24 protein-coding genes and 1 riboswitch are annotated in these 26,009 nt (G+C 60.8%); of the genes, 15 read left to right on the plus strand and 9 right to left on the minus strand.

From position 1 onward, the window contains the following. From LCH64_RS21085 to LCH64_RS21095, 3 genes are all read left to right on the plus strand, one after another. Positions 1–474, plus strand: coding sequence for a WbuC family cupin fold metalloprotein (locus tag LCH64_RS21085; RefSeq protein WP_226501161.1), 474 nt, complete (start codon positions 1–3; stop codon positions 472–474). A 116-nt stretch (positions 475–590) separates the two neighbouring features. Continuing rightward, positions 591–1,076, plus strand: coding sequence for a hypothetical protein (locus tag LCH64_RS21090; RefSeq protein WP_226501162.1), 486 nt, complete (start codon positions 591–593; stop codon positions 1,074–1,076). 63 nt (positions 1,077–1,139) lie between these two features. Next, positions 1,140–1,427 (plus strand): PA4642 family protein, encoded by a 288-nt coding sequence (locus LCH64_RS21095; RefSeq protein WP_103522311.1) that lies wholly within the window; start codon positions 1,140–1,142, stop codon positions 1,425–1,427. 180 nt (positions 1,428–1,607) lie between these two features. On the opposite strand, the gene mqo is transcribed toward LCH64_RS21095, so the two are convergent. Both mqo and LCH64_RS21105 read right to left on the minus strand, forming a co-directional pair. Next, a complete protein-coding gene (gene mqo / locus LCH64_RS21100; protein ID WP_003228110.1) occupies positions 1,608–3,116 on the minus strand; it encodes a malate dehydrogenase (quinone) in 1,509 nt (502 codons plus the stop codon). Between the two features lie 705 nt (positions 3,117–3,821). Beyond that, the gene (locus LCH64_RS21105; protein ID WP_003228102.1) at positions 3,822–4,055 is read right to left on the minus strand and encodes a hypothetical protein; all 234 of its coding nucleotides are present in this window, start codon (positions 4,053–4,055) and stop codon (positions 3,822–3,824) included. A gap of 205 nt (positions 4,056–4,260) precedes the next feature. Between LCH64_RS21105 and LCH64_RS21110 the strand changes: the two genes are divergently transcribed. Beyond that, positions 4,261–4,845: a YajG family lipoprotein gene (locus LCH64_RS21110; protein WP_003228101.1), complete on the plus strand. Its 585-nt coding sequence runs from the start codon at positions 4,261–4,263 to the stop codon at positions 4,843–4,845. A gap of 191 nt (positions 4,846–5,036) precedes the next feature. On the opposite strand, the gene LCH64_RS21115 is transcribed toward LCH64_RS21110, so the two are convergent. Then, positions 5,037–5,243, minus strand: a complete 207-nt coding sequence (locus tag LCH64_RS21115) for a hypothetical protein (RefSeq protein WP_027612213.1) — start codon at positions 5,241–5,243, stop codon at positions 5,037–5,039. Positions 5,244–5,437: 194 nt separating this feature from the next. On the opposite strand from LCH64_RS21115, the gene LCH64_RS21120 reads away from it, so the two are divergent. Next, on the plus strand, positions 5,438–5,716 hold the full coding sequence (locus tag LCH64_RS21120) for a hypothetical protein (RefSeq protein WP_103485755.1): 279 nt from the start codon (positions 5,438–5,440) through the stop codon (positions 5,714–5,716). A gap of 130 nt (positions 5,717–5,846) precedes the next feature. Here the strand turns inward: LCH64_RS21120 and LCH64_RS21125 are convergent, their stop codons facing one another. Next, positions 5,847–7,010 (minus strand): 1-acyl-sn-glycerol-3-phosphate acyltransferase, encoded by a 1,164-nt coding sequence (locus tag LCH64_RS21125; protein ID WP_003228096.1) that lies wholly within the window; start codon positions 7,008–7,010, stop codon positions 5,847–5,849. Positions 7,011–7,152: 142 nt separating this feature from the next. Between LCH64_RS21125 and LCH64_RS21130 the strand changes: the two genes are divergently transcribed. Genes LCH64_RS21130 through LCH64_RS21140 form a run of 3 tightly spaced genes read left to right on the plus strand, consistent with a single transcriptional unit; the run spans position 7,153 to position 8,266 of the window. Next, positions 7,153–7,335 (plus strand): CPXCG motif-containing cysteine-rich protein, encoded by a 183-nt coding sequence (locus tag LCH64_RS21130; RefSeq protein WP_027612211.1) that lies wholly within the window; start codon positions 7,153–7,155, stop codon positions 7,333–7,335. A gap of 10 nt (positions 7,336–7,345) precedes the next feature. Next, on the plus strand, positions 7,346–7,606 hold the full coding sequence (locus LCH64_RS21135; protein WP_003228093.1) for a DUF2007 domain-containing protein: 261 nt from the start codon (positions 7,346–7,348) through the stop codon (positions 7,604–7,606). A 36-nt stretch (positions 7,607–7,642) separates the two neighbouring features. Next, positions 7,643–8,266, plus strand: a complete 624-nt coding sequence (locus LCH64_RS21140) for an SOS response-associated peptidase (protein WP_045122631.1) — start codon at positions 7,643–7,645, stop codon at positions 8,264–8,266. A gap of 105 nt (positions 8,267–8,371) precedes the next feature. Here the strand turns inward: LCH64_RS21140 and LCH64_RS21145 are convergent, their stop codons facing one another. Continuing rightward, positions 8,372–10,513 (minus strand): methyl-accepting chemotaxis protein, encoded by a 2,142-nt coding sequence (locus LCH64_RS21145; RefSeq protein WP_226501163.1) that lies wholly within the window; start codon positions 10,511–10,513, stop codon positions 8,372–8,374. A 263-nt stretch (positions 10,514–10,776) separates the two neighbouring features. On the opposite strand from LCH64_RS21145, the gene LCH64_RS21150 reads away from it, so the two are divergent. Continuing rightward, on the plus strand, positions 10,777–11,595 hold the full coding sequence (locus LCH64_RS21150) for a M48 family metallopeptidase (RefSeq protein ID WP_226501164.1): 819 nt from the start codon (positions 10,777–10,779) through the stop codon (positions 11,593–11,595). 88 nt (positions 11,596–11,683) lie between these two features. Here LCH64_RS21150 and LCH64_RS21155 read toward each other — a convergent pair whose 3' ends face one another. The 3 genes from LCH64_RS21155 to LCH64_RS21165 all read right to left on the minus strand — a co-directional run bounded on the left by LCH64_RS21155 (position 11,684) and on the right by LCH64_RS21165 (position 14,517). Next, positions 11,684–12,268 (minus strand): TMEM165/GDT1 family protein, encoded by a 585-nt coding sequence (locus LCH64_RS21155; RefSeq protein ID WP_003228090.1) that lies wholly within the window; start codon positions 12,266–12,268, stop codon positions 11,684–11,686. Between the two features lie 88 nt (positions 12,269–12,356). After that, a riboswitch (yybP-ykoY riboswitch) is annotated at positions 12,357–12,479 on the minus strand. Positions 12,480–12,519: 40 nt separating this feature from the next. Then, entirely contained in the window at positions 12,520–13,518 is a 999-nt protein-coding gene (locus tag LCH64_RS21160) for a class I SAM-dependent methyltransferase (protein ID WP_226501165.1), read from the minus strand. Between the two features lie 33 nt (positions 13,519–13,551). Continuing rightward, on the minus strand, positions 13,552–14,517 hold the full coding sequence (locus LCH64_RS21165; RefSeq protein WP_226501166.1) for a 2-hydroxyacid dehydrogenase: 966 nt from the start codon (positions 14,515–14,517) through the stop codon (positions 13,552–13,554). 273 nt (positions 14,518–14,790) lie between these two features. On the opposite strand from LCH64_RS21165, the gene LCH64_RS21170 reads away from it, so the two are divergent. Next, entirely contained in the window at positions 14,791–15,420 is a 630-nt protein-coding gene (locus LCH64_RS21170; protein ID WP_226501167.1) for a LysE family transporter, read from the plus strand. A 117-nt stretch (positions 15,421–15,537) separates the two neighbouring features. Here LCH64_RS21170 and LCH64_RS21175 read toward each other — a convergent pair whose 3' ends face one another. Next, positions 15,538–16,302, minus strand: a complete 765-nt coding sequence (locus tag LCH64_RS21175) for a helix-turn-helix transcriptional regulator (RefSeq protein ID WP_226501168.1) — start codon at positions 16,300–16,302, stop codon at positions 15,538–15,540. 99 nt (positions 16,303–16,401) lie between these two features. On the opposite strand from LCH64_RS21175, the gene LCH64_RS21180 reads away from it, so the two are divergent. The 5 genes from LCH64_RS21180 (at position 16,402) to LCH64_RS21200 (ending at position 25,951) form a co-directional block, all read left to right on the plus strand. After that, entirely contained in the window at positions 16,402–17,586 is a 1,185-nt protein-coding gene (locus LCH64_RS21180) for an MFS transporter (RefSeq protein WP_226501169.1), read from the plus strand. Positions 17,587–17,732: 146 nt separating this feature from the next. Then, positions 17,733–19,415 carry a fatty acid--CoA ligase gene (locus tag LCH64_RS21185; RefSeq protein WP_226501170.1) on the plus strand — a complete coding sequence of 561 codons (1,683 nt, stop codon included), beginning with the start codon at positions 17,733–17,735 and terminating at the stop codon, positions 19,413–19,415. 336 nt (positions 19,416–19,751) lie between these two features. Further along, entirely contained in the window at positions 19,752–21,641 is a 1,890-nt protein-coding gene (locus LCH64_RS21190; protein ID WP_226501171.1) for a DUF1302 domain-containing protein, read from the plus strand. A 28-nt stretch (positions 21,642–21,669) separates the two neighbouring features. Continuing rightward, complete coding sequence (locus tag LCH64_RS21195; protein ID WP_226501172.1) at positions 21,670–23,034, plus strand: DUF1329 domain-containing protein; 1,365 nt, start codon at positions 21,670–21,672, stop codon at positions 23,032–23,034. Between the two features lie 184 nt (positions 23,035–23,218). After that, positions 23,219–25,951 (plus strand): LuxR C-terminal-related transcriptional regulator, encoded by a 2,733-nt coding sequence (locus LCH64_RS21200; RefSeq protein WP_226501173.1) that lies wholly within the window; start codon positions 23,219–23,221, stop codon positions 25,949–25,951. Positions 25,952–26,009 lie beyond the last annotated feature (58 nt).

Below are 26,009 nucleotides of genomic sequence, written 5' to 3' on the forward strand. Positions count from 1 at the left end.
ATGAACACGCCGAGCTTTCTTGATCAAACGCTATTCGCTGAATTGGCCGAGAAAGCTGCGGCCAACCCTCGTGGACGTCAGCACCACAACTTCCACCAGATGGAAGAAACGTGCCATCGCATGGCCGTGGGCTTGCAACCGAGCACTTATATTCCGCCGCACCGGCATCTGGGTGAGAACAAGGCGGAAACACTGCTGGTGCTCAAGGGCCGGCTGGGTCTGTTGATCTTCGATGAAACCGGTGCCGTGGTGAAAAAGCAGGTTCTGCAGGCCGGTGGTGAGTGTGTCGGTGTCGATCTGCCGACGGGCGTCTTCCATGGCCTGGTGGTGCTGGAAGCCAACAGTTTGATGTTTGAGTGCAAGGCTGGTCCCTATCGTCCGGTCGGTGAAGGTGAACTTGCTCACTGGGCCCCGCGGGAAGGCGAGGCCGGTGTGGCTGCATACCAGACGTGGATGCGCGCGCAGTTCGATTGATGCGAGGCTGGAACAAAAAAGGTGCAGGCCGCTGATAACGCGACCTGCACCTTTTTTGCTTTGCAGGACTGCGCAAAACGCGGCTAGAGTGCTCGGCCCCGCCCCCGGAGCCTGTCATGAGCCTTTTGATCCGCAGCCTTGCCACCCTGTTGCTGGCCCTCAGCCTGCCCTTGGCCGCCGCCCCGGCGCCGATGCACAGTCAATTTCTGCCGCCAGACGACCTGACCCTGCGCGATGCCGAGCCCGAGCAACAACAACTGCTGCAAGTCACCGATTATTCGGTGGTGGTCGGTGCGCAACGCCAGTCCAATCAGCAGCCAATCCCCGTCACGTCGCCGCTGATGATCCGTCTCAAGGGCAAGTCGTTGAACAAGGGCGCGACCATCACGCAAGTGCTGGTCAACTTCGATGGCGAAAGCAAAAGCCTGAAAAAACCGGTTTATGACGACAAGAGCAAGACCCTGACCCTGTATTACCCGCTGGCCCAGTACCGGGTAGTGATCGATCTGCTGCGCAACGACACCGTCTATGTGCAATTCCTCAGTTACGCCAACGGCCACATCTGGGCCGATCTGCACACCGGGGCCGTTCGTTCGCGTTGAGCCTTGTAGCGGGGCAGGGGTAAACTGCCCGCCCCGTGTAATGTCTGCGAGCTGGAGTCGGCAATGCGTAAAGATAAGAAACAGGTGATTGGTGACGAGATCGGCGATGAGCAGATCAAGCTGTTCCTCGATTTTGAACCGGTCGACGCCACTTCGCCGTCGCTGCACAAACTGGTCAAGGCCTATCGCGGCCTGCGCATCGACGATTTCGAGCGCTTTCTGACGTTCTTCGTGGCTGCCGGTTACGACGTGGATGGCAAGGATGAGCAGGGCAAGACCTTCGTTGAGCTGATCGCCGATCAACGCAACGCCCCGGACTATATCGAGCTGATCGAAAAGTCCCGCACCTGATCCCTGTGGCGAGGGAGCTTGCTCCCGCTGGGCCGCGCAGCGGCCCCAAGATCTTGTGAGCGCTGCGCACTCAAGCGGGAGCAAGCTCCCTCGCCACAGTGGTCGGTGGTTCAACTAAGTCCTGCCCATAAAAAAACGCCCCGCACTCACTGAGTACGGGGCGTTTTTTATGCCGCAAGATCAAGCGAAGCTTGGGGTCTCGCTGCTTTCTTCAACCAGTTCCAAAGCGATGTTGTTCTGCGTGTTGATCTTGCGATACAGCGCAGCATCGGTTTCCAGAACCTTCTCGCGGGCCGGGAAGATCTCCGCCAGTTTGGCCGCCCACTCACCCTTGGCCTTGGCCGGGAAGCATTTCTCGATCAGCTCGAGCATGATCGAAACGGTCACCGAAGCCCCTGGCGAAGCGCCGAGCAGAGCGGCGAGGGAGCCGTCTTTCGCGGCGACCAGTTCGGTACCGAATTGCAGGATCCCGCCCTTTTTCGGGTCTTTCTTGATGATCTGTACCCGTTGGCCGGCCACTTCCAGGCGCCAGTCTTCGGCTTTCGCCTCCGGGTAGAAGCGGCGCAGGGAATCCAGGCGCTGCTCCATCGATTGCATCACTTCGCTGACCAGGTACTTGGTCAGGTCCATGTTGTTTTTCGCCACTGCCAGCATCGGGCCGATGTTGCTGGCGCGAACCGACAGCGGCAGGTCCATGAAGGAGCCGTGCTTGAGGAACTTGGTGGTGAAACCGGCGTATGGCCCGAACAGCAGGGATTTCTTGCCGTCGACCACGCGGGTGTCCAGGTGCGGCACCGACATCGGTGGCGAACCGACTGCAGCCTGGCTGTAGACCTTGGCCTGGTGGTGCTTGACCACTTCCGGGTTATCGCAACGCAGCCACTGGCCGCTGATCGGGAAGCCGCCGAAGCCTTTGCTTTCTTCGATGCCCGAAGCCTGCAGCAGCGGCAGGGCCGCGCCACCGGCGCCGAGGAAGACGAATTTGGCATCGACTTCACGGCTGCTGCCGCTGTTGACGTCCTTGATGCTGACGGTCCAGCCAGCGCCGTTGCGTTTGAGGCCGGTCACGCGCTTGCAGTATTTGACCTGGGTGTCCGGTGCGCTGGTCAGGTGCTTGAGCAACTGATTGGTCAGGGCGCCGAAGTTGACGTCGGTGCCGTTCATCACGCGGGTGGCGGCCAGCACTTCATCCGGCGAGCGGCCCGGCATCATCAGAGGCATCCACTCGGCCATCTTGGCCTTGTCTTCGGTGTATTCCATGTCGGCGAAGGCGTGGTGCTTGTGCAGCACGTTGAAGCGTTCCTTGAGGAACGACACGCCTTTGTCACCCTGAACGAAGCTCAGGTGCGGCACCGGGCTGATGAAGGATTTGCACGAGCCGAAGGTGCCTTTCTTGGTCAGGTACGACCAGAACTGCTTGGACACTTCGAACTGGGTGTTGATGTGCACGGCTTTCTTGATGTCGACGCTGCCGTCGGCTGCCTGCGGCGTGTAGTTCAGCTCGCACAGGCCGGCGTGGCCGGTACCGGCGTTGTTCCACGGGTTGGAACTCTCCGCAGCACCGGAATCCATCAACTCGACGACTTCCAGCTTGATCGCCGGGTCGAGCTCTTTGAGCAGTACTGCCAGGGTGGCACTCATGATGCCGGCCCCAACCAGAACTACGTCGACTGCTTCGTTATGCGCCATTTAACGCGTCTCCAAAATCTGCAGCACCAAATTGTCGGCATGGCTGCCAGGGAGTGACGGGGCAGGTCAGTTGCGCCCCGGATACCCATGGTCAGGTTCGTCATGTCCGAATCTTCGCAATTTTTCGCAACTTCGACGGATGCATGCGGCCTGGCTTCAAGAGTTGCATGAACTCATTTCAGCACGCGGCTGGCAATTCGACTTATGGTCGAGACATCCGTTTTGTGCAACCAAATCCGTAGCGGACAGGCTTCAGGCTCCGATGTTCGAGGTATCCCCGGTCCTGTGTCGTTGGGCTGTTTCAGACGCTAATGGTGCATGTTCAGACGCAAAACTATTCATTTGCTCGCCACACTCTTGTGAAGTTGTGAAAACCCGTTTTTTTCACGCTCTTTTGAAGACGTGAACCTCAAAAAGGGCTGTCCAGGCCTGGCACCGTGCCCGCAAAGGCAAAACAACGCGGTGGCCGAGCGTATGACAGCTCTGCAGATTCGCGAAAAGCGGGGTTTTGCCGGAAGAACAGGCAAGCGCGCCAACTTCACTCGATCTGTGTGGGCGGCTCTCTGTGGGCGATTTTGATGGCTAATGCTGGGCATTGCCGGTGTTGCGGGGCCCGATCAGGAGACGTCCTTATAATCGGGGGGAGATTGTATCGAAGAAATGCGGGCAGTTGCTCGTGTTTAATGACTTTTATTAGGCATCCGGTCAGATGCTCAACATCGCTTGCACGCGTGCGCGGGGCTGCGACGGTATGACGCGGGCGCTGGCGGGCAGTGGCTGGTGCAACCAGTTGAGACGGATTTCTTCGATTTCCACCCAGCCATCGCCCATCGGTTGCAGGCTGCACTGCTTGAATGCCTGGCAATGACCGTTGCGGTCGAGCAGGGCAAAGCTGCGGTGCAGCGGACGTGGAGCGAACAACGAGATCAGATAACGCATGGCCAGGTACCTTGTTGGAGGACTGGTTTGAAGCTTGCCAAGTGGCCGTGACGCCAAGGTGTATGGGCGGTGAATAATCTGTGACAGGAACCGCATTCCCACGGGTGGGTCAGACATTTGAGTATTCACTGTCGAGTGCTGGTTACCCGCAGTGGCCCACCGCTATACTGCCGGCCTGTTTGTGCCTGATTCTGGAGAAAAGAGCATGTTGCAACGCCTGTTGTTCGGTTTGATCACTGTGACCAGTTTGACCCTGGTTGGCTGCGCCCACAGCCCGCAACAACTGAGCCCGGAACCCAAGCTGACCACGCAGTTGGCCCCGGTCGGCCATGGCCAGCAAGTGGTGGTGCGCGTGGTTGACGGTCGTCCGTCGCCAACCCTCGGCACCCGTGGCGGCCTGTACCCGGAAACCAGCGCCATCACCGTGCAGCGCGAGCAGATCCTGCCGAAGCTGCAGGCGCAGGCTGAAGCCGCGGTGCGTCTGCTCGGCTTCACCCCGACCAGCAACGGGATGAACGCGCCGCAACTGACCGTGACCCTGACCGAGCTGAAGTACCAGTCGCCGAAAGAAGGCATGTACGTGACCGAAGCCACCATCGGCGCGACCTTCCGCTCCGATGTGCAGAGCGGCAACCGTCGCTACAGCGGGCGCTACGGTGCTTCGCTGGACCAGCGCTTCGGCATGGCGCCGAACCAGGAAACCAACACCAAGCTGGTCAGCGACGTGTTGAGCGATGCCTTGACCCGTCTGTTCAAGGACCCGACCGTAGGTCAGATCCTCGCCGAGTAAGCTGTTCGGCAGATGTGAAAAAGCCCGGCGCCAGTGATGGCGCCGGGCTTTTTTGTGGCCACACAATTCATCTGAATACTCATACAACTGTGGGAGGGGGCTTGCTCCCGAAAGCGGTGGATCAGTCAACTCAAAAGTCGACTGGCACTCAGTCTTCGGGAGCAAGCCCCTCCCACAGGGACAGGCGTGTGTCAGGCAGCCTGGGAGTAGAAGTCGAGCACGCTCACGCCGGTCAGCAGATCAGTCTCCGGCAAATCCGCGTGCTGATGCCCGCCGAGGGCGCAATACACCAGCCAGTGGCGATCCTGAACATTGAAGGCAAGACTGCCGACGAGGCTCTGTTGTTCGTCGGTCGGGGTGATGAGGTACAGGCGATCCTGGTTTTCGGCGTGAAGCATGTCGCGTTCCATGTGTGTTTCGAGGCGCGCATGGTGGCCGATGTAAATGACGATGCCGTGACACAGGGCAGCCATCGGTCGATTGTCAGGTTATTTGTCGCAAAGGGTAGGGTAGTGGAGGCGTGTTTCGGTAGAATCCGCGCCGCGGTCGTCGATCTGGCGCCTGCCACACCGATTCAGTTCCGAGGTCTGTGATGTCGCTGCACTTGATGACGCTGTTTACCGCCCATCCCGCCAAATTGATCAACCTGCTGGCACTGGCACTGGCCTTTCCAGGCAGTTGGCTGCTGCACGCGACCCGCCGTCGTGAACAACGCGCTCTGGCCAGCATCGCCGCTCAACGCCAGGCTCAACCGAATGCCGAACCGATTCTGGATTGGGCAACGTTGCGCATGAACCGCTTTTTCTACCGCTTCGGTTTTGCCTGCCTCGGCCTGGCGCTGATCGTCTCGTGGGTCAGCACGCGCTTCTGAATCTGATGCGCAATTTTGTGGCGAGGGAGCTTGCTCCCGCTTGAGTGCGTAGCGCTCACAAAATCTTGGGGCCGCTGCGCAGCCCAGCGGGAGCAAGCTCCCTCGCCACAGTGTGATGTGCCAACAGTTTTTACAACGGCAACCCAGCCTTCACCCGGTACTGATTACGCACCGGCGTCGCATATTGCAGCACCAGATACGGACGGTGCTCCTCGGGGCAGGCGTCCAGCCGGCGCTGCCATTCTTCCTGCGCCTTGGCCAGCTCATCGGCCGGGAACACCTCGGCGGCCTTCGGCACGTTCAGTTGCGGATCGGCATCGGCCCACATCGCATACGCCAGGTAATGCACCGGGAACAGGCGATAACCGCCGAGAATCTGCTTGTCCATCTCGACCGCCAATTGCTTGGTGTCTTCGAACAGCTCGGTGATCGGCGCGGCGAAGTTCACGTGCACCCGGCCCTTGTAGCCGGTGATGCCCTTGGCGATGCTCACGTCATCCTCGCCCGGTGCCTTGGTGTAGGTGCCGGTGGTGGCGCGGATGTACAACTCGCGGGCCTTGGCCTGATCGCATGGGTCGTATTCGTAGCTGATCGACACCGGGGTCAGGTTCAGCGACTGAATCACTTCGCCGAACGGCTCGTCCTTGCGGCTCATGTGGAACATCTTGAGGATCGCCGACTCGGTGCGGTCGTCACCATCCTTCGCCCGGCCCTCGGCCTGAGCGATCCAGATCGACGCGCAATCGTTGCGGATCGAGTGGTTGATGTACGCCGACAGCAATTGATACGCCGCCATCTTCTCGCGGCGCCCGGTGATCGAGCGGTGCACGATGAAGCTCTTGTTCAGGCGCATCAGGTCGCTGACAAAAGGCTTTTGCAGCAGGTTGTCACCGATCGCGATGCGCGGGGTCGGCAGGCCGGCGTGGTACACGGCATAGTTGACGAAGGCCGGGTCCATCACGATGTCGCGGTGGTTGGCGATAAACAGGTAGGCGCTGCCGGACTTGAATTGCTCGACACCGGTGTAAGTCACGCCATCAGTGGCGCGCTCGATGGTGTGGTCGACGTAAAACTCGACTTTGTCCTGCAAAGTGGCCACGGAGGTCACGTCGGCAAACTCACGACGCAGCCGATGGGCTATAAGTGGTTTGAGCATCCAGCCGAAGGCACCGGCAAAACGCGGGAAGCGGAAGTGGGTGAGGATATCTAGAAACGCCTTGTCGCCGAGCAGTCTTGCCAGTACCGCAGGTACTTCGCTGTCGTCGTAAGGTCGGATGGCATCGAATTCGCCCATCATGCTCTCTTGTTGGAAACGGCTAGGGTAAGTAAAGGTTTTGATCGAAAACCAACGGGGCACGGTCTGAAAAGGTAGCCAGACAAAAATAGCCCTGCAAATAGACCGGCGATTATACGCACAAGTCACCTGGGAGACCGCGATGCTGGAAGCCGCTGAATACGAATGTCCTTATTGTGGGGAGACGGTCGAGACGACAGTGGACTTGTCCGGTGGTGATCAAACCTATATCGAAGACTGTCAGGTGTGCTGTGCGCCAATAAAGTTCGTATTGCAGGTGCATGGCGAAGATTGGTTTCTGGAAGTCTTCAGCGAAAACGAGTGAGGGGGCGCCCATGCAGCGAATCTACGAGCCGGAAAACCTGATGGAAGGCGAGATGCTCAAGGGCATGCTCGCCAGTGAGGGCATCGAGGCGCACCTGGTGGGCCGGGATCTGCTGGGCGGCACCGGGGAATTGCCGATTTTCGGCCTGCTCGGCCTGTCGGTCGAAAACGACCAGGCCGAATACGCCCGCGAACTGATCACCGCGTACAATGCCGCGCTGCCGCTGCCCGGCGATGAACCGGAGAGCTTCCCCGGGACGCTGGTCTGTTAGGCTGACGTTCGTTTTATTTTTGAGTCGTGTTGCGCCATGTGTGGACGTTATGCCCTGTTTCGCTGGAACCGCGATTTCGCGGCCCTGCCCGGATTTCCCGCCGATCAGCAGGCGCAGTGGAACATTTCCCCCAATGATTCGGTGTTGATGCTGCGTGCCGAGGCCGACGGCCAACGCACCCTGGCCCGCGCCCGTTGGGGGCTGACGCCGCCGTGGCTGACCGATCTGTCGCGTACCCCGGCGCATGCCCGGGCCGAAACCGTCGCCGAGCAACCAATGTTCCGCGAGGCGCTGCGCCTGCGTCGCTGTCTGTTGCCGGCCAACGGTTTCTACGAATGGCGCGGTAATCTGCGCAAGCGCCCTTACTGGCTGACGCCGGGGGAGGGCTCGTCGCTGTTTTTCGCGGCGATCTGGGAGGCGTATCCGGTGCAGGAGCAGGTGTGGCTGAGCACCGCGGTCATTACGCAGCCGGCGGCCAGTCAGCGCCGACCGTTGATTCTCGATGAGGCAGGGCAGGCGGCATGGCTCGATCCTGCGACGCCGCTGCATGTGCTGCAGGGCCTGCTCGCCAGTGAGCCCGCAGCGTTGCGCGAGCGGGTGTTGGCGAATCTGATCAATGATCCGAAGCTCAATGGGCCGGAGTGCCTGACTCCGGGTTGATTTGATGCTGTGCCGCCCTCTTCGCGAGCAAGCCCGCTCCCACAGGTTTTGTGAACGCCGCAAAATTACTGTGGGAGCGGGCTTGCTCGCGAAGGGGCCTTTGGATCAGACCTTGAACTGATTGATCAACCGCCGCTGCTGCTCCGCCAATTTCGTCAGGCCGGCACTCGCCGAACTCGACTCATCCGCACCGCCCGCGACTTCATTCGCCACCTGACCGATATTGATCACGTTGCGGTTGATGTCATCGGCCACTGCGCTCTGCTCTTCAGCGGCACTGGCAATCTGCGTGTTCATGTCATTGATCACCGACACCGCCTGAGTAATCGTCTCCAGCGCCTCGGCCGCTTTCGCCGCGTGCTGCACGCTTTCGTCGGTGCGGTTCTGGCTGTCCTCCATGACCCGCACCACATCGCGGGTGCCCTGTTGCAGTTGCTGAATCATGGTCTGGATTTCTTCGGTGGCCTTCTGGGTCTTCTGCGCCAGATTGCGCACCTCGTCCGCCACCACGGCAAAACCGCGACCCTGCTCGCCGGCCCGCGCCGCTTCGATCGCCGCGTTCAGCGCCAGCAGGTTGGTCTGCTCGGCGATCCCGCGAATCGCGGTGAGGATCGCGTTGATGTTCTCGCTGTCCTTGGCCAGCGTCTGCACCACGTCCACCGCTTTGCCGATTTCCATCGCCAGCGCACCAATCGAGTTCGACGTATCACGGACGATCTGCATGCCCTGACCGGCGGCCTGGTCCGCATGGCTCGCTGCCTGAGCCGCTTGGGTAGCGTTGCGCGCCACGTCCTGCGCAGTGGCGGTCATTTCCTGCACCGCGGTGGCGACCTGATCGATCTCGGCCATTTGTTTCTGAATGCCGATGTTGGTGCGAATCGCGATGTCGGCAGTGTGCTCGGAGGAATCGCTGACGCTCTGCACCGACGTCACCACCTGCGTGATCATCGCCTGCAACTTGGCGAGGAAGGTGTTGAAGCCTTTGGCAATCGAGCCCAGTTCATCGCTGCGATCACTGCTCAAGCGACGAGTCAGATCGCCTTCACCTTTGGCAATGTCATCCAGCATGGCGACCATTTGCTTGAGCGGTCGGGCGATGCCGTGACCCACCAGCCAGATCACCAGCAGGCCGATGGCGGCAATGATCAGGCCGACCATGGCCATGCCAAAGGTGTCTGACTTGCGCTGTGCATCGAGATCGGCCTGGAGTTTTTGCAGATCGGCCATCACCGCGTTCAACGGCAGTTGCAGCATCAGCGTCCAGCGCGCGTCGGTCTGGCCGATGCCGAACGGCAGGTACAGTTCGATGCGGCCCTTGTCTTTGTTCACCGAGTAGGTGACTTCGCCGCGTTTGAGATTGGCCATGTTGGCGATCTGCTCGGCGTCGAGGATGTCGCTGACTTTCTCGCCGAATTTGCTCGGGTCCTTGGTGTAGGCGACGATCCGGCCGTTGCCGCCGATCAGGGCCATTTGTCCGGCGCCGCTGTACAGTTTCTGGTTGGCACCGAGGAGCATTTCCTGGATGAAGTTCACCGACAGGTCGGCGCCGACGATGCCCTGGAATGCGCCGTTGAGCATGATCGGTTCAATAAAGGAGGCGAGCATGACGATCTTGTCGCCGACCTTGTACGGCGCCGGATCGATCACGCAGGATTTCTTGCTCTCTTTCGAGCACAGGTAGTACTCGCTGGCCCGTACGCCAGTGGACAGGACTTTCTGGTCGTCGACGTCCGCCAGTTTGTCCAGGCCCAGGGTGCCGTCGTCATTGCGGAACCACCAGGGCAGGAAGCGCCCGTTGGCCGCGTCGATACCGACCACGCGGGTGCCGATGTAGGCCGCGTCATTGTGGTCCAGTGCGTTTTTTTCCCAGCCGATGTAGGTGCCGAGAATCTTCGGGTTCTGCTCGACGTTCTCCTTGATCAGGCTGATCAGTTGCTCGCGGCTGATGGTCAGTCGCGGCTGGCCGTCGGCGCCCGGCGTGCCGAGCAGCGCGTTGACCCGCACCAGTCCGCCGGCAATCAGCAGTGGCGCTTCGAGTTCGCGCTGGATCTGGCTGACCTGAGTCTGCGCCAGCGAGGTCAGGCGTTGTTCGATGACTTGTTCGAACTGCGCCTGGGTGCGCTGTTGCACCATGTCCTGGGTGCGGGCACCGGAAAACAGCGCGTACAGCACCAGCGCGGCGACCACGCTGAGCACGATGGCGCCGGCCAGGGCGGCGACGGAAAACTGGATCGACTTGAACTTCATGGGAGCTCCGCACGCAAGAGGACGTCTGCGCTGTTGTATCGGCAGCAGGCATTGCGCCATGAGTGGCCGGCGGCATATTGGGCGGGCGATGTCGCAAATGGATCAGTGTGCGACGCAGTGGCAGCGGGTCTGCCGGTTGCTGTGAATTTTTTACGACAGCAGTGGTGGGAAACTTCCGAAAGACGCTGCAACACGTCTGTTGTATCTGGCGCCGATACAATTCACCCCCTACGATACGCGGCAGGTTTTCAGGGAGCTTTTGAATGAACAAGACATTGGTTGTAAGTGCACTGAGCGCAGCGCTGTTGCTGGCCGGTTGTCAGTCGGTCAACACCACCAGCGGCGGAGCCGTGGGGGTGGAGCGCAAGCAGTACATGTTCAGCATGCTGTCCTCGCAAGAGGTCGACCAGATGTATGCCCAGTCCTATCAGAAGACCGTCGGCGAGGCGTCGAGCAAAGGCGTGCTGGACAAGACCAGCCCGGAGGCCAAACGGGTTCAGGCGATTGCCAACCGGCTGATTGCCCAGGCACCTAACTTCCGCCCGGATGCGGCGCAATGGCAGTGGGAAGTCAATCTGATCAAGAGCGATGAGCTCAATGCCAACTGCGGCCCTGGCGGCAAGATCATTTTCTACACCGGGCTGATCGACAGCCTGAAGCTGACCGACGATGAAATCGCCGCAGTCATGGGCCATGAAATCGCCCACGCCCTGCGCGAGCACGGTCGTGAAGCGATGTCCAAAGCCTATGGCATTGAAATGGCCAAGCAGGGTGCCGGTGCGTTGCTCGGTCTGGGTCAGGACAGCCTGGCGCTGGCCGACACCGTGGCCAACTACGGCATGACCTTGCCCAACAGCCGCGCCAACGAAAACGAAGCCGACCTGATCGGTCTCGAACTGGCCGCCCGCGCCGGGTACAACCCGAATGCGGCGATCACCTTGTGGAACAAGATGAGCAAGGCTTCTGAAGGCGCACCGCCGGAATTCATGAGCACCCACCCGGCCTCGACCAGCCGGATCGCCTCGCTGCAGGCGGCGATTCCAAAAGTCATGCCGCTGTACGAAAAAGCCCCTAAATCCTGATAGATAGTCGGGGCAAAAGGGGCCTTGTTTTTGTGGCGAGGGAGCAAGCTCCCTCGCCACAATGATGTGCAAGGCTCAGGCGCAGGGGTTAAATCCAGCCACTGCTCTGCATCGCCTTGTACACCGCAACGATCGCCAGAATGAAGAACGCCGAAGCGGCCAGGCGACGGATCAGGGTCAGCGGCAATTTCTCCGCAGCAAAATTACCCGCCAATACCACCGGCACGTTGGCAATCAGCATGCCCGCCGTGGTGCCGATGATCACCAGCCACAGCTCCGGATATTGCGCCGCCAGCATCACGGTGGCGATCTGCGTCTTGTCACCGATTTCCGCAAGGAAGAACGCGATCAGCGTGGTCAGGAAGGGGCCGAACTTGCGTGCGGTGCTGGCTTCATCGTCGTCCATCTTGTCCGGGACCAACGTCCACAGCGCAGTGGCGGTAAAGCTCGCGGCGAGAATCCAGTGCAGGACCGAGTCTGAGAAGAAGCTGCCGAACCAGGCGCCTACCGCACCGGCTGCTGCGTGGTTGGCCAGGGTCGCAGCGACAATACCGGCAATGATCGGCCAGGGTTTGCGAAAGCGAGCGGCGAGAATCAGCGCGAGCAGTTGCGTCTTGTCGCCGATTTCGGCCAAGGCAACGATTGCGGTGGGAACGAGTAACGAGTCCAGCATCAGGATTTCCTAAGGGGCGGGTCGACACGGCTATGACACGTACAGCCTTCCCGCCCCGGGTAAGGTGTGCGTGTCATAGGTCTTGTCAAACCCTGCGATCCGTCTGGTGCGGACGCTTGGGTCGCATACGCCATGATCTGAGGATCAAGTATGTTGACGTATGCCGGACGAGCTTGGCGCTCGTGGGAGACTACTCCCCTAGGACGGAGCGGATTCTGCCTAGGCAGAATCCATTCGGCAAGTGCTAATTTTCAGCCGCGCTTGGCCCGGTAAATCCGGAAACCATTGCCTTCGGCCTTGATCGCACACACGCCCAGATGCTCTTCGATCAGTGGCTGATACTTCAGGAAGCTGTTCGCAACCAGGCGCAGTTCGCCGCCGTTTTTCAGATGTTTGGCCGCTTTTCGCAGCAAGTTCTCGGTAGCGAAATAATCGGTGTGCACGCCGACGTGGAACGGCGGATTGCTCAGAATCGCGTTCAAACCCATCGGTGCAGCGTCGATGCCATCACCGGTCAGCACTTCGGCTTCCAGACCGTTGGCCGCCAATGTCAGGCGACTGCTGGCGGCGGCGAAGGCATCGACGTCGAGCAGGGTCACCCGATTGTGCGGGTAACGCCGTTTGACCGCCGCGCCCAACACCCCGGCGCCACAACCGAAGTCCAGCAGGTGACCGCTCGGCAATTTGTCCAGATGCTCCAGCAGCAAGGCGCTGCCGCGGTCCAGTCGACCATGGCTGAACACGCCCGGCAGACTGATGACTTTCAACGGGCCTTCGGCCAGTGGCAGCTCATAAGTCTGCGCCAGGCTTTCCAGCGATTTGGCTTCGGGTGCATTGGCCACGGTGACTTGCCACAGTTGGCAGTGACGGGCGCTGTCGAGTTTGCGCGGCTTGCCGAACGGGTTGAGCTGCTTGGACGCACCCTCGATACCGCTGCGTTTTTCCCCGACCAGAAACACCTCGCGCCCGGGCAGACGTGCGGCCACGGCATTGAGGATGTAATCGGTCAGATCCTTGGACTTGGGCAGAAACACCACGGCGCTGTCGAATTCGCGCTCCGGCACATTCACACCGAAATGGCTGCGACCTTCGAAGCGCGCATCGAGTGCCGCTTGATCGCCGGCATGCCAGCACCAGCCGAACGCATTGGGCAGGCGCCCGAGCAAATCGTCGGCAGGCAAACCGGCCAACAACAGCGAACCCTGGAATAACTCGGCCTGACGAAGCAGTACTTCACTGCGCGGATCCATAACTGCTCCTTGGAAAAAAAGTGCCGCAGTTTATCAACTGACGACCCGCAGCGCTGTACCGCTGAAGAACGCCTGAGCGTTTTCAGTCAATTGGCCGACGATACGCTGCCGCGCTTCGCGACTGCCCCAGGCGTTGTGCGGGGTGACGATCAGCCGCGGAATATCCGCCGCAAGTAGCGGATTGCCGTTGACCGGCGGTTCGACACTCAACACATCGGTAGCGGCGCCGCCGAGATGACCGTTGCGCAGGGCATCGGCCAAGGCTTGCTCGTCGATCAAACCACCGCGCGCAGTGTTGACCACAAACGCGCCGGGTTTCATCGATGCCAGCTCGCGGGCGCCGATGAAGTGCCGGGTGTGTTCGTTGAGCGGGCAGTGCAGGGTCAGGGCATCGATCTGCGGCAGCAGTTCGGCCAGTGGCAGACGATCCGGGCGCGCCGGGCGGCCCGGAATCTGTCCGAGCAATACACGCATGCCGAATGCTTCGGCCAGGCGCGCGACCGCACCGCCGAGTTCACCGTGACCGAGCAGACCGAGGGTTTTGCCTTCCAGTTCGACAATCGGGTAGTCGAGCAGGCAGAACTGTTTGGCCTGCTGCCAGCGACCCTCGCCGACGGCTTTCTGATAATCCGCCAGGCGGGTGGCGAGGTTGAGCAGCAACATGATCGTGTGCTGCGCCACCGACGGCGTGCCGTAACCCTGACAGTTGCACACGGTGATGCCATGGGCGCGGGCCGCGTCCAGATCGACGTTGTTGGTGCCGGTGGCGGTGATCAGGATCAGTTTAAGATCCGGGTTGGCGGCCATCGCGGCGGCGTCGATGTGGATCTTGTTGGTGATCGCCACGCTGGCACCGTGCAGGCGCTCGCTGACCTGTTCAGGCAAGGTCTGAGCGAAAAGTTGCAGAGCGCTGAAGCAGGCGCGCAACGGGCTGAGGTCGAGATCGCCGAGATCCAGTGACGGGTGATCGAGGAATACGGCGCGGCGCGGGTTCGTCATCAACTGTACCTTTTGTGCTTGGAACGGAAGGCGTAATCTGCCGAGCCTACCAGATGAAACAAATGGTTACGCACAGCGCCCGCAATACCCTGTGGCGAGGGAGCTTGCTCCCGCTGGGCTGCGAAGCAGACTCAAACCCATTCACCGTACTGTGTCAGGCACACCGGTGTTTCAGGTGTTACGACTGCTGCGCAGCCGAGCGGGAGCAAGCTCCCTCGCCACAGGGTTTAAGCCAGTTGATGAATTGTTTTTACTCATTAAAGAGGAGCCCCCATGTACTGGACCGAGTTCTTGACCGTTGCACTGATCCACCTGTTGGCCGTGGCCAGCCCCGGCCCGGACTTTGCCGTGGTGGTGCGCGAGAGCGTGACCCATGGGCGTCGCGCCGGCACCTGGACCGCGCTGGGTGTGGGCACGGCGATTTTCCTGCACGTGGGCTATTCGCTGCTGGGCATCGGCCTGATCGTGTCGCAGTCGATCGTGCTGTTCAACGCCTTGAAATGGGCTGCAGCGGCGTACCTGCTGTACATCGGCTTCAAGGCTTTGCGCGCGCAGCCGGCGAAAACCGTCAGCGATGACTTGCACAAGGAAGCCGGCGTGCGTACCGCTCGCGGCGCCTTCACTTCGGGCTTCGTCACCAACGGCCTCAATCCGAAAGCCACGCTGTTCTTCCTCTCCCTGTTCACCGTGGTGATCAACCCGCACACGCCCCTGGCGGTGCAGGCCGGTTACGGGGTTTATCTGGCGGTCGCGACGGCTGTCTGGTTTTGCCTGGTGGCGATGCTGTTCAGCCAGCAGCGCGTGCGCGCCGGTTTTGCCCGCATGGGCCACTGGTTCGACCGCACCATGGGCGCAGTGCTGATCGCGATCGGCGTGAAACTCGCCTTCACCGAGATGCATTGATCTCAGAACCGCGACTTAAACCTGTGGGAGCGAGCCTGCTCGCGAAAGCGTTGGGTCAGTCGACATTATTGGTGGCTGAAAGACCGCTTTCGCGAGCAGGCTCGCTCCCACAGGGTCTTACACAAGCTCGCTGAGTTTGCTCAGATTATTTAGGTAGTCGCGGGGATTGTCCCCAAGCAAACGGCGAAACATCGCGCTGAACGCCCGCGCGCTGCCGTAGCCCAAGTCCCGTGCCACGCTTTGTACGCTATCCCCGGTGAGCAGGCGCGGCAGGGCTTCCATCAGGCGCAGTTGCTGGCGCCAGGCGTTGAAACTCATCTTCAGTTGTCGCTGGAACAGCCGCGCCAGGGTGCGCGAGCTGGCGCCGACCTGCTGCGCCCAGTCTTCCAGGGTGTTGGGGTGATCGGGGGTGTGCAGCAAGGCCAGGCAGATGTTCTGCAGGCGCCGGTCAGTAGGCATCGGAATGTGCAGCGGCAGGTTTTCCAGGCCGGCCAGTTCTTCCAGCATCAACTGCTGGATCAATGGATTGTCCGCATGCGGCGGGCCCTGCACGGCGCGCAGGATCAACTCGCGCAACAGCGGCGTCACCGCCAGCACGCAGCACTGTTGCAGGCTGGCCGGTGACAGTTCGGGGGCGATGAACAGTGAGCGCATCTGCACATCGCCGGACATGAAAATCTCGTGTGCGACCTGCGGCGGAATCCACACCGCGCGGCTCGGCGGAATCACCCAGGCACCAAGATCGGTGACCACGCGCATGATCCCTCTGACGGCATACAGCAACTGCGCCTCGCGGTGCAGGTGCAGCGGCTGGTGGGCACCGTCCAGATAATCCCGGGGATAGGCACTCACCGGGCCGTGTTCGAAATGGCTGATCAACATGTCGGGTTTGATGACCTGAATGGCACATATGCGCTTTTTCGCCAACTTAGCATAGGCCGCTCATAACAATCCGCCCACAACACACTCAAGCGTGCTGCCATGAATCAATCCCGAAACGTCATACGCTACGTCAACGCTGCCCATGTGATCGATCACATGTTCATGCTGATTTTTCCCGCCGCCGTGCTCGGCATGACCCAGGCCTTTGGCCTCGACTACGCCGCGCTGATCGGTCTGTCACTGGGTGGCTTCATTGCCTTCGGCGCCTGTTCGCTGCCGGCCGGCTGGCTGGGTGATCACTGGAGTCGGCGGCAGATGATGCTGGTGTTTTTCTTCGGCATCGGCGCCTCGGCGATCTTCACCGGGTTGAGCAGCAGCCCGACGATGCTGGTGGTCGGGCTGACCCTGATCGGCATTTTCGCGGCGATCTACCACCCGGTGGGTACCGCGATGCTGGTGGCCTACGCGCAGAACCGTGGCCGGGAAATCGGCATCAACGGCATGTGGGGCAACCTCGGCGTGGCGTTTTCGGCGCTGATCACCGGGTTGCTGGTGGCGCAATTCGGCTGGCGCTCGGCCTTTGTGTTACCGGGCGTGGTGGCGATCGTGCTGGGTATCGGTTTTGCCCTGCAGGTGCGTGAAGAGCCGATCCCGCAGCGTCCGCACACCGTGCTGAAAGGCGCTGCCGGTCAGAAGATTTCGATGCTCATGGTATTCGGTGTGCTGGCGCTGGCGACGGCCACCGGCGGTGTGGTGTTCAACGCCACCACCATGACCTATCCGAAGCTGTTTCAGGAGCGCTTGCATGACCTGTTCGCCTCGCCGCAAACCCTTGGCGTGGTGGTCAGCCTGGCGTATGCCTTCGGCGCGGTGGCGCAGTTGAGCATCGGGCAGGTGCTGCATCGGGTCAGCCTGAAATGGCCGTTTCTGGTGCTCACGCTGTTTCAGGCACCGCTGTTATACGGCATGGCCCAGGTCGATGGCTGGGCGGTGATCGTGCTTGGAGCGGCGTTCATGTTCGTGGTGTTCGGCCAGGTCACGGTGAACGACTCGATGGTCGCCAACTTCGTTGCACCGCAGTGGCAATCCCGGGTGTTCGCCCTGCGTTACTGCCTGTCGTTCGGCGCCAGCGCAACGGCGATTCCGCTGATTTCCTACGTCGAGCCGCGCCATGGTTTCGTCGGGCTATACCTGATTCTGGCGGGTTTTGGCGCGTTGACCTTCCTCGCTGCCGTAGCTTTCCCACGCACACCTTCCGAAGCGGCGGTAGGACAAGCCGCCTGAGTGGGGCTGAATACAGGCAAATGCTGGCTCAAAGCTAGCATTTGTACGGCTGTGCAAATCATTCCTTCGGCTGATTTGACTGGGGTATAACGGCTCTAGAGTAACGCTCTCTACGCCAACACCGTGCAGCCAGAAAAGGGATTCATATGTTGCAGACTCGCGTCATTCCCCCGGCCGATGGGGCCTACCAGTATCCATTGCTGATCAAACGGCTGCTGATGTCCGGCGCCCGTTACGAGAAAACCCGCGAGATCATTTACCGAGACCAGTTGCGTTACAGCTATCCGACTCTGATCGAGCGGGTTGCGCGGCTGGCCAACGTGTTGACGGCGGCGGGGGTGAAGGCGGGTGACACTGTGGCGGTGATGGACTGGGACAGCCATCGCTACCTCGAGTGCATGTTTGCCATTCCAATGATCGGCGCGGTGATCCACACGATCAACGTGCGCCTGTCGCCGGAACAGATCCTCTACACCATGAACCACGCCGAGGATCGCTTCGTGCTGGTCAACAGCGAGTTCGTCGGGCTGTATCAGGCCATCGCGCCGCACCTGAACACGGTGCAGAAAACCCTGCTGCTGACCGATCTGCCGGAAAAGACCGCCGAGCTGCCGAATCTGGTCGGCGAGTACGAGCAACTGCTGGCCGCTGCGAGTCCGCAGTACGACTTCCAGGACTTCGACGAGAACTCGGTCGCCACCACCTTCTACACCACTGGCACCACCGGTAACCCGAAAGGTGTGTACTTCACCCATCGGCAACTGGTGCTGCACACCATGGGCGTGTCGACGATCATGGGAGCGATCGACAGCGTGCGCCTGCTCGGCACCAACGATGTGTACATGCCGATCACTCCGATGTTCCATGTGCATGCCTGGGGCCTGCCGTACGTGGCGACCATGCTCGGGCTCAAACAGGTTTACCCGGGGCGTTACGATCCGGAGTTTCTGGTCGAGCTTTGGCGCAAGGAGAAGGTCACGTTCTCCCACTGCGTGCCGACCATCCTGCAAATGCTGCTCAACGCCAAAGGCGCGCAAGGCACCGATTTCGGCGGCTGGAAGATTGTCATCGGTGGCAGTGCGCTCAATCGCACGCTGTACGAGACCGCCAAGGCCCGGGGCATTCAGCTCACGGCGGCGTACGGCATGTCCGAGACCGGGCCATTGGTCTCGTGTGCGCATCTGAACGACGAACTGATGGCCGGCACCGAAGACGAGCGCACCACTTACCGGATCAAGGCCGGTGTGCCGGGGCCGCTGGTGGAAGCGGCGATTGTCGATGGTGACGGCAACTTCCTCCCCGCCGACGGCGAGACTCAGGGCGAACTGGTGCTGCGCGCGCCGTGGCTGACCGAAGGCTATTTCAACGAACCACAGAAGGGCGCCGAACTCTGGGCCGGTGGCTGGCTGCACACCGGGGATGTGGCAACGCTCGATAGCATGGGCGTGATCGACATCCGCGACCGCATCAAGGACGTGATCAAGACCGGCGGCGAGTGGATCTCTTCGCTGGACCTCGAAGACCTGATCAGCCGGCATGTGGCGGTGCGTGAAGTAGCCGTGGTGGGGATTGCCGATCCGCAGTGGGGCGAGCGGCCGTTTGCCTTGTTGGTGATCCGCGAAGGGCACGAGATCGGCGCGCGCGAACTCAAGGAACACCTCAAGCCATTCGTGGAGCTGGGGCACCTGAGCAAGTGGGCGATTCCGAGCCAGATCGCCCTTGTTACGGAAATTCCCAAGACCAGTGTCGGCAAACTCGACAAGAAGCGCATCCGCCTCGACATCACCGAATGGCAGGCCAACAACAGCACCTTCCTCTCGACGCTCTGAGCGTCTGCTGGCGCGCCGAAAACGGCGCGCCAGACCCACCAAGCAAGCGCTTGGCTTGTGAAATCGAAAAAATCAGCCATCCTTGCCGGGCCGACATCTGTCGGACTGGCGAAAGGACTGTTCCAGAGTGGCCGGCAGCTGCAAATCACACTTTAGAGGGATCAAGCAGTACCACCTGCTGGCTATAGTCCGCTCAAGGATTTTTAAGAACGGGGCACACGCACAAACGGGGCGATGCAATTTTGGAGTGACGTCGGGTGGCTACTGGCTCCCGGTCTTCCAGGCGTTTTTAAAAGTACTCACTGCCATAACAATAATGCACATGGAGTAGCGTCGATGACATCAGTAAACCAGTTCTGGCGCCGGGCTAAACTGCCTCTGGCCGTCAGTCTTGCCTCTACGCTCGCCGGGCCCGCATTCGGCGTCAGTTTCAACGTCGGTGAAATCGAAGGTCAGTTCGATTCCTCGCTCTCCCTGGGCATGAGTGTTTCGACCCAGCAGCCGAACAAGGACCTTATTGGTGTCAACAACGGCGGCAAGGGCTTGTCCCAGACCTCCGACGACGGTCACTTGAACTTCAAGAGCGGGCAAGCCTTCTCGAAGATCTTCAAGGGTATCCATGATCTCGAATTGAAATACGGTGACACCGGGGTCTTCGTCCGGGGCAAATACTGGTACGACTTCGCGCTGCAGAATCAGGACCTGGAATACAAGGACGTCAGCAACCACAACCGCGACGTCGCAGCGCGTTCTTCCGGCGGGCAGATCCTCGACGCCTTCGTCTACCACAACTACTCGATTGCCGATGAGCCGGGTTCGGTGCGTCTGGGCAAGCAGGTGGTGAACTGGGGTGAAAGTACCTTCATCGGCGGTGGCATCAACTCGATCAACCCGATCGACGTGTCCGCGTTCCGCCGTCCGGGCGCCGAGATCAAGGAAGGCCTGATTCCGGTCAACATGTTCTACGTGTCCCAGAGCATCACCGAAAACCTCTCGGCCGAAGGTTTCTATCAGATCGACTGGCAGAAGACCGTGACCGACAACTGCGGCACGTTCTTCTCGCAGCCGGACATCGTCACCACCGGTTGCGACGACAACCTGCGGGTACTGAACAAACGTTCGACCATTCCGGGTATTGCGCTCGGGCCATTGGCCAACGCTGGCGTCGACGTCAACGAAGAAGGTGTGCTGGTGCGTCGTTCGCCCAACCGTAATGCGCGTGACAGCGGGCAGTGGGGTGTGTCCGCCAAGTACATGTTCGACCCGCTGGCCACCGAGTTCGGCGCCTACTTCATGAACTACCACAGCCGTGCGCCGATCTTCAGCGCCACCGGTGCGCCACAGTCGATCTATAACGGCGTCAAGGCATTGCCAGGGCCGTTCCAGGCACTGGGCCCGCTGGTGGTGGCAGGCAACTCGGAATACTTCATCGAATACCCTGAAGACATCCGCCTCTACGGTCTGAGCTTCTCCACCACCCTGCCTACCGGTACGGCGTGGAGCGGTGAGGTCAGCTACCGGCCGAATGCGCCGGTGCAGTTGAACTCCACCGACATTCTGTTCGCCGGCGTACGTCCGCTGGGTGGCGCGTTGACCAATGCGTCGATCCTCAACGGCGTGCCGGGCCAGGATCTGCACGGTTACAACCGCAAGGAAATCACCCAACTGCAAACCACCCTGACGCACTTCTTCGATCAGGTAATGGGCGCCAACCGTCTGACCCTGGTAGGTGAAGTCGGCGTGACCCACGTCGGTGGTCTGGAAAGCAAATCCGAAGCCCGTTACGGCCGCGACCCGGTGTTCGGTCCGGGTGAACTGCCGTCGACCGGCGGCCTCAACACCTGCTCGCAGATCCTCAACACCTCCACCATCAACGGTGCCGGGGCAGGGGCTTCGCGGGACAACGTTTCCAGCAACTGCAACAACGACGGTTTCACCACGGCCACTTCCTGGGGCTATCGCGCTCGTGCCATCTGGGATTACAGCGACGTTTTCGCCGGTGTGAACCTCAAGCCGAACGTGGCCTGGTCGCATGACGTGAAAGGCTACTCGCCAGGCCCTGGCGGCAACTTCGAGGAAGGTCGCAAGGCCATCAGCCTCGGTCTCGATGCTGAGTACCAGAACACCTACACGGCGAGTCTGGCCTACACCAACTTCTTTGGCGGCGACTACAGCACGGTGGATGATCGCGACTTCGTGGCCCTCAGCGTCGGCATGAACTTCTAAGCACAGTTTTTTCAGGACGAACACACATATGAAAATAACAAAGAGTCTGTTCCACGCCGGTGTTCTGGGCTTGTCGTTGCTGGCGAGCAGCGTCATGGCGGCCGTACCGGCTGCTGAAGCCGACAAGCTGGGCAAAAGCCTGACGCCGATGGGCGCCGAAATGGCCGGCAACGCCGACGGTTCGATCCCGGCCTGGAAACCGCTGCCGAAAAATGCCGGCACGGTCGACAGCAAGGGCTTCCTGTCCGACCCGTTCGGCAGTGAAAAACCGCTGTTCACCATCACCGCGCAGAACGTCGAGCAGTACAAGGACAAGCTTGCCCCGGGCCAGTACGCGATGTTCAAGCGCTACCCGGAGACCTTCAAGATTCCGGTTTACCCGTCCCATCGCGGTTCGACCGTGCCGGATAGCGTATTCGCCGCGATCAAGAAGAACGCCACCACCACCAATCTGGTCGCCGGCGGCAACGGTCTGGAAAACTTCGATACCGCCGTGCCGTTCCCGATTCCGAAAAGCGGTCTGGAAGTGATCTGGAACCACATCACTCGCTATCGCGGTGGCAGCGTGACCCGTCTGGTGACCCAGGCGACTCCGCAAACCAACGGCTCGTTCAGCCTGGTGTACTTCCAGGACCAGTTCGTGTTCCGCGACAAGATGAAGGACTACGATCCGGCCAACCCGGGCAACATCCTGTTCTACTTCAAGCAGAAAGTGACTGCGCCGGCACGTCTGGCCGGTACCGTACTGCTGGTGCACGAAACCCTCGATCAGGTGAAGGAACCGCGCAAGGCCTGGGTCTACGCCACTGGCCAGCGCCGTGTACGTCAGGCACCGCAAGTTTCCTATGACGGCCCGGGTACTGCGGCGGACGGTCTGCGTACTTCCGACAACCTCGACATGTACAACGGTGCACCGGATCGTTACGACTGGAAGCTCGAAGGCAAGAAGGAGATGTACATTGCCTCCAACAGCTACAAGATCGACTCGCCGACCCTCAAGTACGCCGACATCATCAAGGCCGGCCATATCAACCAGGACTTGACCCGTTACGAGTTGCGTCGTGTCTGGCACGTGGTCGCCACCCTGAAACCGGGTCAGCGCCACATTTATGCCAAACGTGATTTCTACATCGACGAAGACACCTGGCAGGCAGCGGTCATCGACCACTATGACGGTCGCGGTCAACTGTGGCGTGTGGCCGAGGCGCATGCCGAGGACTACTACGACAAGCAAGTGCCGTGGTACGCGCTGGAAGCCCTGTACGACCTGCAATCGGGACGCTACCTGGCACTGGGCATGAAGAACGAAGAGAAGCAGGCGTATGACTTCGGCTTCTCTGCCACCAAGAGCGAATTCCAGCCAGGCAACCTGGGCCAGGACGGTATCCGCTAAGCTTTGACCCGAGGCCGCATCCTCGAAAAAACGCCCCGACTGGTTCGGGGCTTTTTTTTGCCCGGCGTTATTGGCTGAACCTTTTTGTAGCCATTTGTAGCAGCAACCTTCATAACCGCTACGTTTAAGGCTAGGCTGCGGACATCTGCTACGCCGCCAACAGCCATTCAAACAAGAGCCGGCCATGACTGATCTGTCCCCGCTTCCGGATCCTGCAAGCGCTGCCGTCGCGACACTGGACGGGCGTTTTTTTCGTCCGCCGCTGCCCGACGGCTATGTCCTGCGACCGCGTCTGTGTGAACGCCTGAGTGGCGGACTCGCGGGACGCCTGTTGCTGGTCTGCGCCCCCGCCGGCTTCGGCAAGAGCTCGCTGGCGGTGGAGTTCTGTCAGAGCCTGCCGGCGCACTGGCAAAGTCTGTGGCTGGGATTGAGCCCGCGGGATAACGATCCGGGGCGCTTTCTCGAGCGGTTGCTGGAAGGGCTGCAGGACTACTTTCCGGATCTGGGCAGTCGCGCGCTCGGCCTGTTGAAGATGCGTCAGCGCCATCAGCCCTTTGCCTTCGAAGAATGGCTCGACGGCTTGCTCGACGAGTTGGCGCTGCAACTGCAACCCACCGCGCCGTTGCTGCTGGTGCTCGATGATTACCATCTCGCCCAAGGCCCGGTGCTCGATCGTTGCCTGCAGTTTTTTCTCAATCATTTGCCTGACGGCTTGCTGGTCATGGTCACCAGTCGCCAGCGCCCTGACTGGCATCTGGCGCGCCTGCGCCTGTCGCGGCAACTGCTGGAACTGCATGAACAGGATCTGCGCCTGACCCACGATGAGGCGCTGACACTGCTCGACCGACACAGCAGTTCATTGCGTGGTGAGGCGCTGGAAAACCTGATCCAGCGCAGCGAGGGGTGGGTGGCCGGGCTGCGTTTCTGGTTGCTGGCGGCATCCGAAGCCGGTAGCGAGGCCGCGTTGCCGCAAGCGCTGAACGGCGGGGAAGGGCTGATTCGCGACTACCTGCTGGAAGAAGTCATCGACTGCCTGCCCGCCGAGGTGCAGGCGTTTCTCTACGACACCGCTCCTCAGGAGCGTTTTTGCAGCGAGCTATGCGACGCGGTGCGCGAAGCCCACGACAGCGCCGAAATTCTGCGGTTTCTGTTGGCGCATCAGGTATTTCTGGTGCCGTTGGACGAACACGGTCACTGGTATCGCTATCACCATCTGTTCTCCGATCTGCTGCGCAGCCGGCCCGTTGCTCGACCGTTGGTGCCCGCCGCGACGTTACACCTGCGCGCCTGTCGCTGGTTCAATGCGCAAGGCCTGCTCGACGAAGCGGTCGAACAGGCCTTGCGCGCCGGGCATCTGGATGTGGCGGCCAATCTGGTGCAGAACCTGTCCGAGGAACAACTGCTCGCCGAGCAGAACGTCGGCATGCTGCTGCGCTGGAAAATGGACTTGCCCGACAGCCTGCTGATCAGCACGCCACGCTTGATCGTGCTGTACAGCTGGGCGCTGGGGCTGGCCTGTCAGCTCGATGCGGCCGAAGAGCTTTCCAGTCACCTGAGCCGGTTTCTGCCGGCGCCGTCGGCCTCCGCACAGAAGTCGATGCTTGCACAGTGGCTGGCGCTCAGCGGGATCATCGCCCGCGGGCGCGGCCATCGCGAACTGACCCAGCGCTATTGCAGCGAGGCGCTGGAAAGCCTGCCGGTGAAACGTTACGGGCAGCGTCTGATGTGCCTGTCGACCTTGTCCAATCTGGCGATTGCCGACGGTGACCTGTGGCGTGCGCGGGGCCTGAATCGCGAGTCGCTTGAGCTGGCGCAGCGGGTCGGCAACCCGTTGTTCGAAGCGCTGGCGCATTACGATCGTGCGCGGGTGTTACAGGCCCGTGGCGAGATTCTGCGGGCACTGGATGAGGTGCATCAGGGCTTGGAGCGATTGCGTGGATTATCTCCGCAACGCCTGTACGCGGTGCGTGCGCGGCTGACGCTGTATGAAGGTTTTCTGCTGTCAATGCGCCTGCAACCGCAGCAGGCCCGGGCCCGCTTGCTGAGCGGTCTGGCCGAAGCGCGGGCCTGCCGCGATATCAGCGTATTGATCGGCCACTGCGTGATCGCCCGTCTGGACGGCAGCGCCGGCGAGTTTGCCAAGGCCTTCGCCGAACTCGCCGAAGCCGAGCGCCTGATGCACATCTGGGACGTGCCGCCGATCTACTACCTGGCGATGATCACCCTGGTCAAATGCGAACTGTGGCTGGCGCAGGGCCGTACCGATCTGGCCGAAGCCTGGCTGGCACGTCTGGGGCAGACCTACACCGGCGAGCGTGCAGCGGCGCCACCGGAGTTTCATCCACAGTTGCCGCTGCACGTCGAACTGCAGCAGGCGTTGCTTGATGTGATCAAGGGCCAGCCGATGCTCGCCGAAGGGCGACTGAATGTGCTGCTGGAAAACGGCCAGCAAACCGGACGCCAGTTGCTATGTGTCATGGCGCTGGCGCAGAAGGTCGCCTTGTTGCTGGGCACTGGCCGCGAACCGGAGGCGCGCAAGGCGTTGAGTCAGGCGCTGGAAGCGGCGGCTGGCGGCGTGATACAGCCGTTTGACGCGCTGATCAGAGAATATTCGGACTGGTTACGCAGCCAACTGCACGCCTCACCGGCGTTGGCAGGACAGCCGTTACTGGCGCATTTTCCGCTGGTGGCGACTCGTCCGGTGGTTGAGTCCACCGCTGCCGAACAACTCAGCAGCCGGGAGCTGGCGGTGCTGCGTTTGATTGCCCAAGGCTGTTCCAATCAGGAAATCAGCGAACAACTGTTCATTTCGCTGCATACCGTGAAAACCCATGCCAGCCATATCAACAGCAAGCTGGGCGTTGAGCGGCGTACGCAGGCGGTGGCGCGGGCCAAGGCGCTGGGGTTAATGATCTAGTGCCGGTAAAATCTTCGGCATCAGCGGTTTCCACCGCCGTCGAATATTGAACAGGATT

Source organism: Pseudomonas sp. MWU16-30322 (assembly GCF_020515535.1).
In the GTDB taxonomy this organism is placed as follows: Bacteria; Pseudomonadota; Gammaproteobacteria; order Pseudomonadales; family Pseudomonadaceae; genus Aquipseudomonas; species Aquipseudomonas fluorescens_H.

Excerpts from the sequence above, each read along its gene's own strand:
- LCH64_RS21085 (WP_226501161.1), top strand. The coding sequence starts at position 1 with ATGAACACGCCGAGCTTTCTTGATCAAACGCTATTCGCTGAATTGGCC.
- LCH64_RS21090 (WP_226501162.1), top strand. The coding sequence starts at position 591 with ATGAGCCTTTTGATCCGCAGCCTTGCCACCCTGTTGCTGGCCCTCAGC.
- LCH64_RS21095 (WP_103522311.1), top strand. The coding sequence starts at position 1,140 with ATGCGTAAAGATAAGAAACAGGTGATTGGTGACGAGATCGGCGATGAG.
- mqo (WP_003228110.1), bottom strand. The coding sequence starts at position 3,116 with ATGGCGCATAACGAAGCAGTCGACGTAGTTCTGGTTGGGGCCGGCATC.
- LCH64_RS21105 (WP_003228102.1), bottom strand. The coding sequence starts at position 4,055 with ATGCGTTATCTGATCTCGTTGTTCGCTCCACGTCCGCTGCACCGCAGC.
- LCH64_RS21110 (WP_003228101.1), top strand. The coding sequence starts at position 4,261 with ATGTTGCAACGCCTGTTGTTCGGTTTGATCACTGTGACCAGTTTGACC.
- LCH64_RS21115 (WP_027612213.1), bottom strand. The coding sequence starts at position 5,243 with ATGCTTCACGCCGAAAACCAGGATCGCCTGTACCTCATCACCCCGACC.
- LCH64_RS21120 (WP_103485755.1), top strand. The coding sequence starts at position 5,438 with ATGTCGCTGCACTTGATGACGCTGTTTACCGCCCATCCCGCCAAATTG.
- LCH64_RS21125 (WP_003228096.1), bottom strand. The coding sequence starts at position 7,010 with ATGGGCGAATTCGATGCCATCCGACCTTACGACGACAGCGAAGTACCT.
- LCH64_RS21130 (WP_027612211.1), top strand. The coding sequence starts at position 7,153 with ATGCTGGAAGCCGCTGAATACGAATGTCCTTATTGTGGGGAGACGGTC.
- LCH64_RS21135 (WP_003228093.1), top strand. The coding sequence starts at position 7,346 with ATGCAGCGAATCTACGAGCCGGAAAACCTGATGGAAGGCGAGATGCTC.
- LCH64_RS21140 (WP_045122631.1), top strand. The coding sequence starts at position 7,643 with ATGTGTGGACGTTATGCCCTGTTTCGCTGGAACCGCGATTTCGCGGCC.
- LCH64_RS21145 (WP_226501163.1), bottom strand. The coding sequence starts at position 10,513 with ATGAAGTTCAAGTCGATCCAGTTTTCCGTCGCCGCCCTGGCCGGCGCC.
- LCH64_RS21150 (WP_226501164.1), top strand. The coding sequence starts at position 10,777 with ATGAACAAGACATTGGTTGTAAGTGCACTGAGCGCAGCGCTGTTGCTG.
- LCH64_RS21155 (WP_003228090.1), bottom strand. The coding sequence starts at position 12,268 with ATGCTGGACTCGTTACTCGTTCCCACCGCAATCGTTGCCTTGGCCGAA.
- LCH64_RS21160 (WP_226501165.1), bottom strand. The coding sequence starts at position 13,518 with ATGGATCCGCGCAGTGAAGTACTGCTTCGTCAGGCCGAGTTATTCCAG.
- LCH64_RS21165 (WP_226501166.1), bottom strand. The coding sequence starts at position 14,517 with ATGACGAACCCGCGCCGCGCCGTATTCCTCGATCACCCGTCACTGGAT.
- LCH64_RS21170 (WP_226501167.1), top strand. The coding sequence starts at position 14,791 with ATGTACTGGACCGAGTTCTTGACCGTTGCACTGATCCACCTGTTGGCC.
- LCH64_RS21175 (WP_226501168.1), bottom strand. The coding sequence starts at position 16,302 with ATGTTGATCAGCCATTTCGAACACGGCCCGGTGAGTGCCTATCCCCGG.
- LCH64_RS21180 (WP_226501169.1), top strand. The coding sequence starts at position 16,402 with ATGAATCAATCCCGAAACGTCATACGCTACGTCAACGCTGCCCATGTG.
- LCH64_RS21185 (WP_226501170.1), top strand. The coding sequence starts at position 17,733 with ATGTTGCAGACTCGCGTCATTCCCCCGGCCGATGGGGCCTACCAGTAT.
- LCH64_RS21190 (WP_226501171.1), top strand. The coding sequence starts at position 19,752 with ATGACATCAGTAAACCAGTTCTGGCGCCGGGCTAAACTGCCTCTGGCC.
- LCH64_RS21195 (WP_226501172.1), top strand. The coding sequence starts at position 21,670 with ATGAAAATAACAAAGAGTCTGTTCCACGCCGGTGTTCTGGGCTTGTCG.
- LCH64_RS21200 (WP_226501173.1), top strand. The coding sequence starts at position 23,219 with ATGACTGATCTGTCCCCGCTTCCGGATCCTGCAAGCGCTGCCGTCGCG.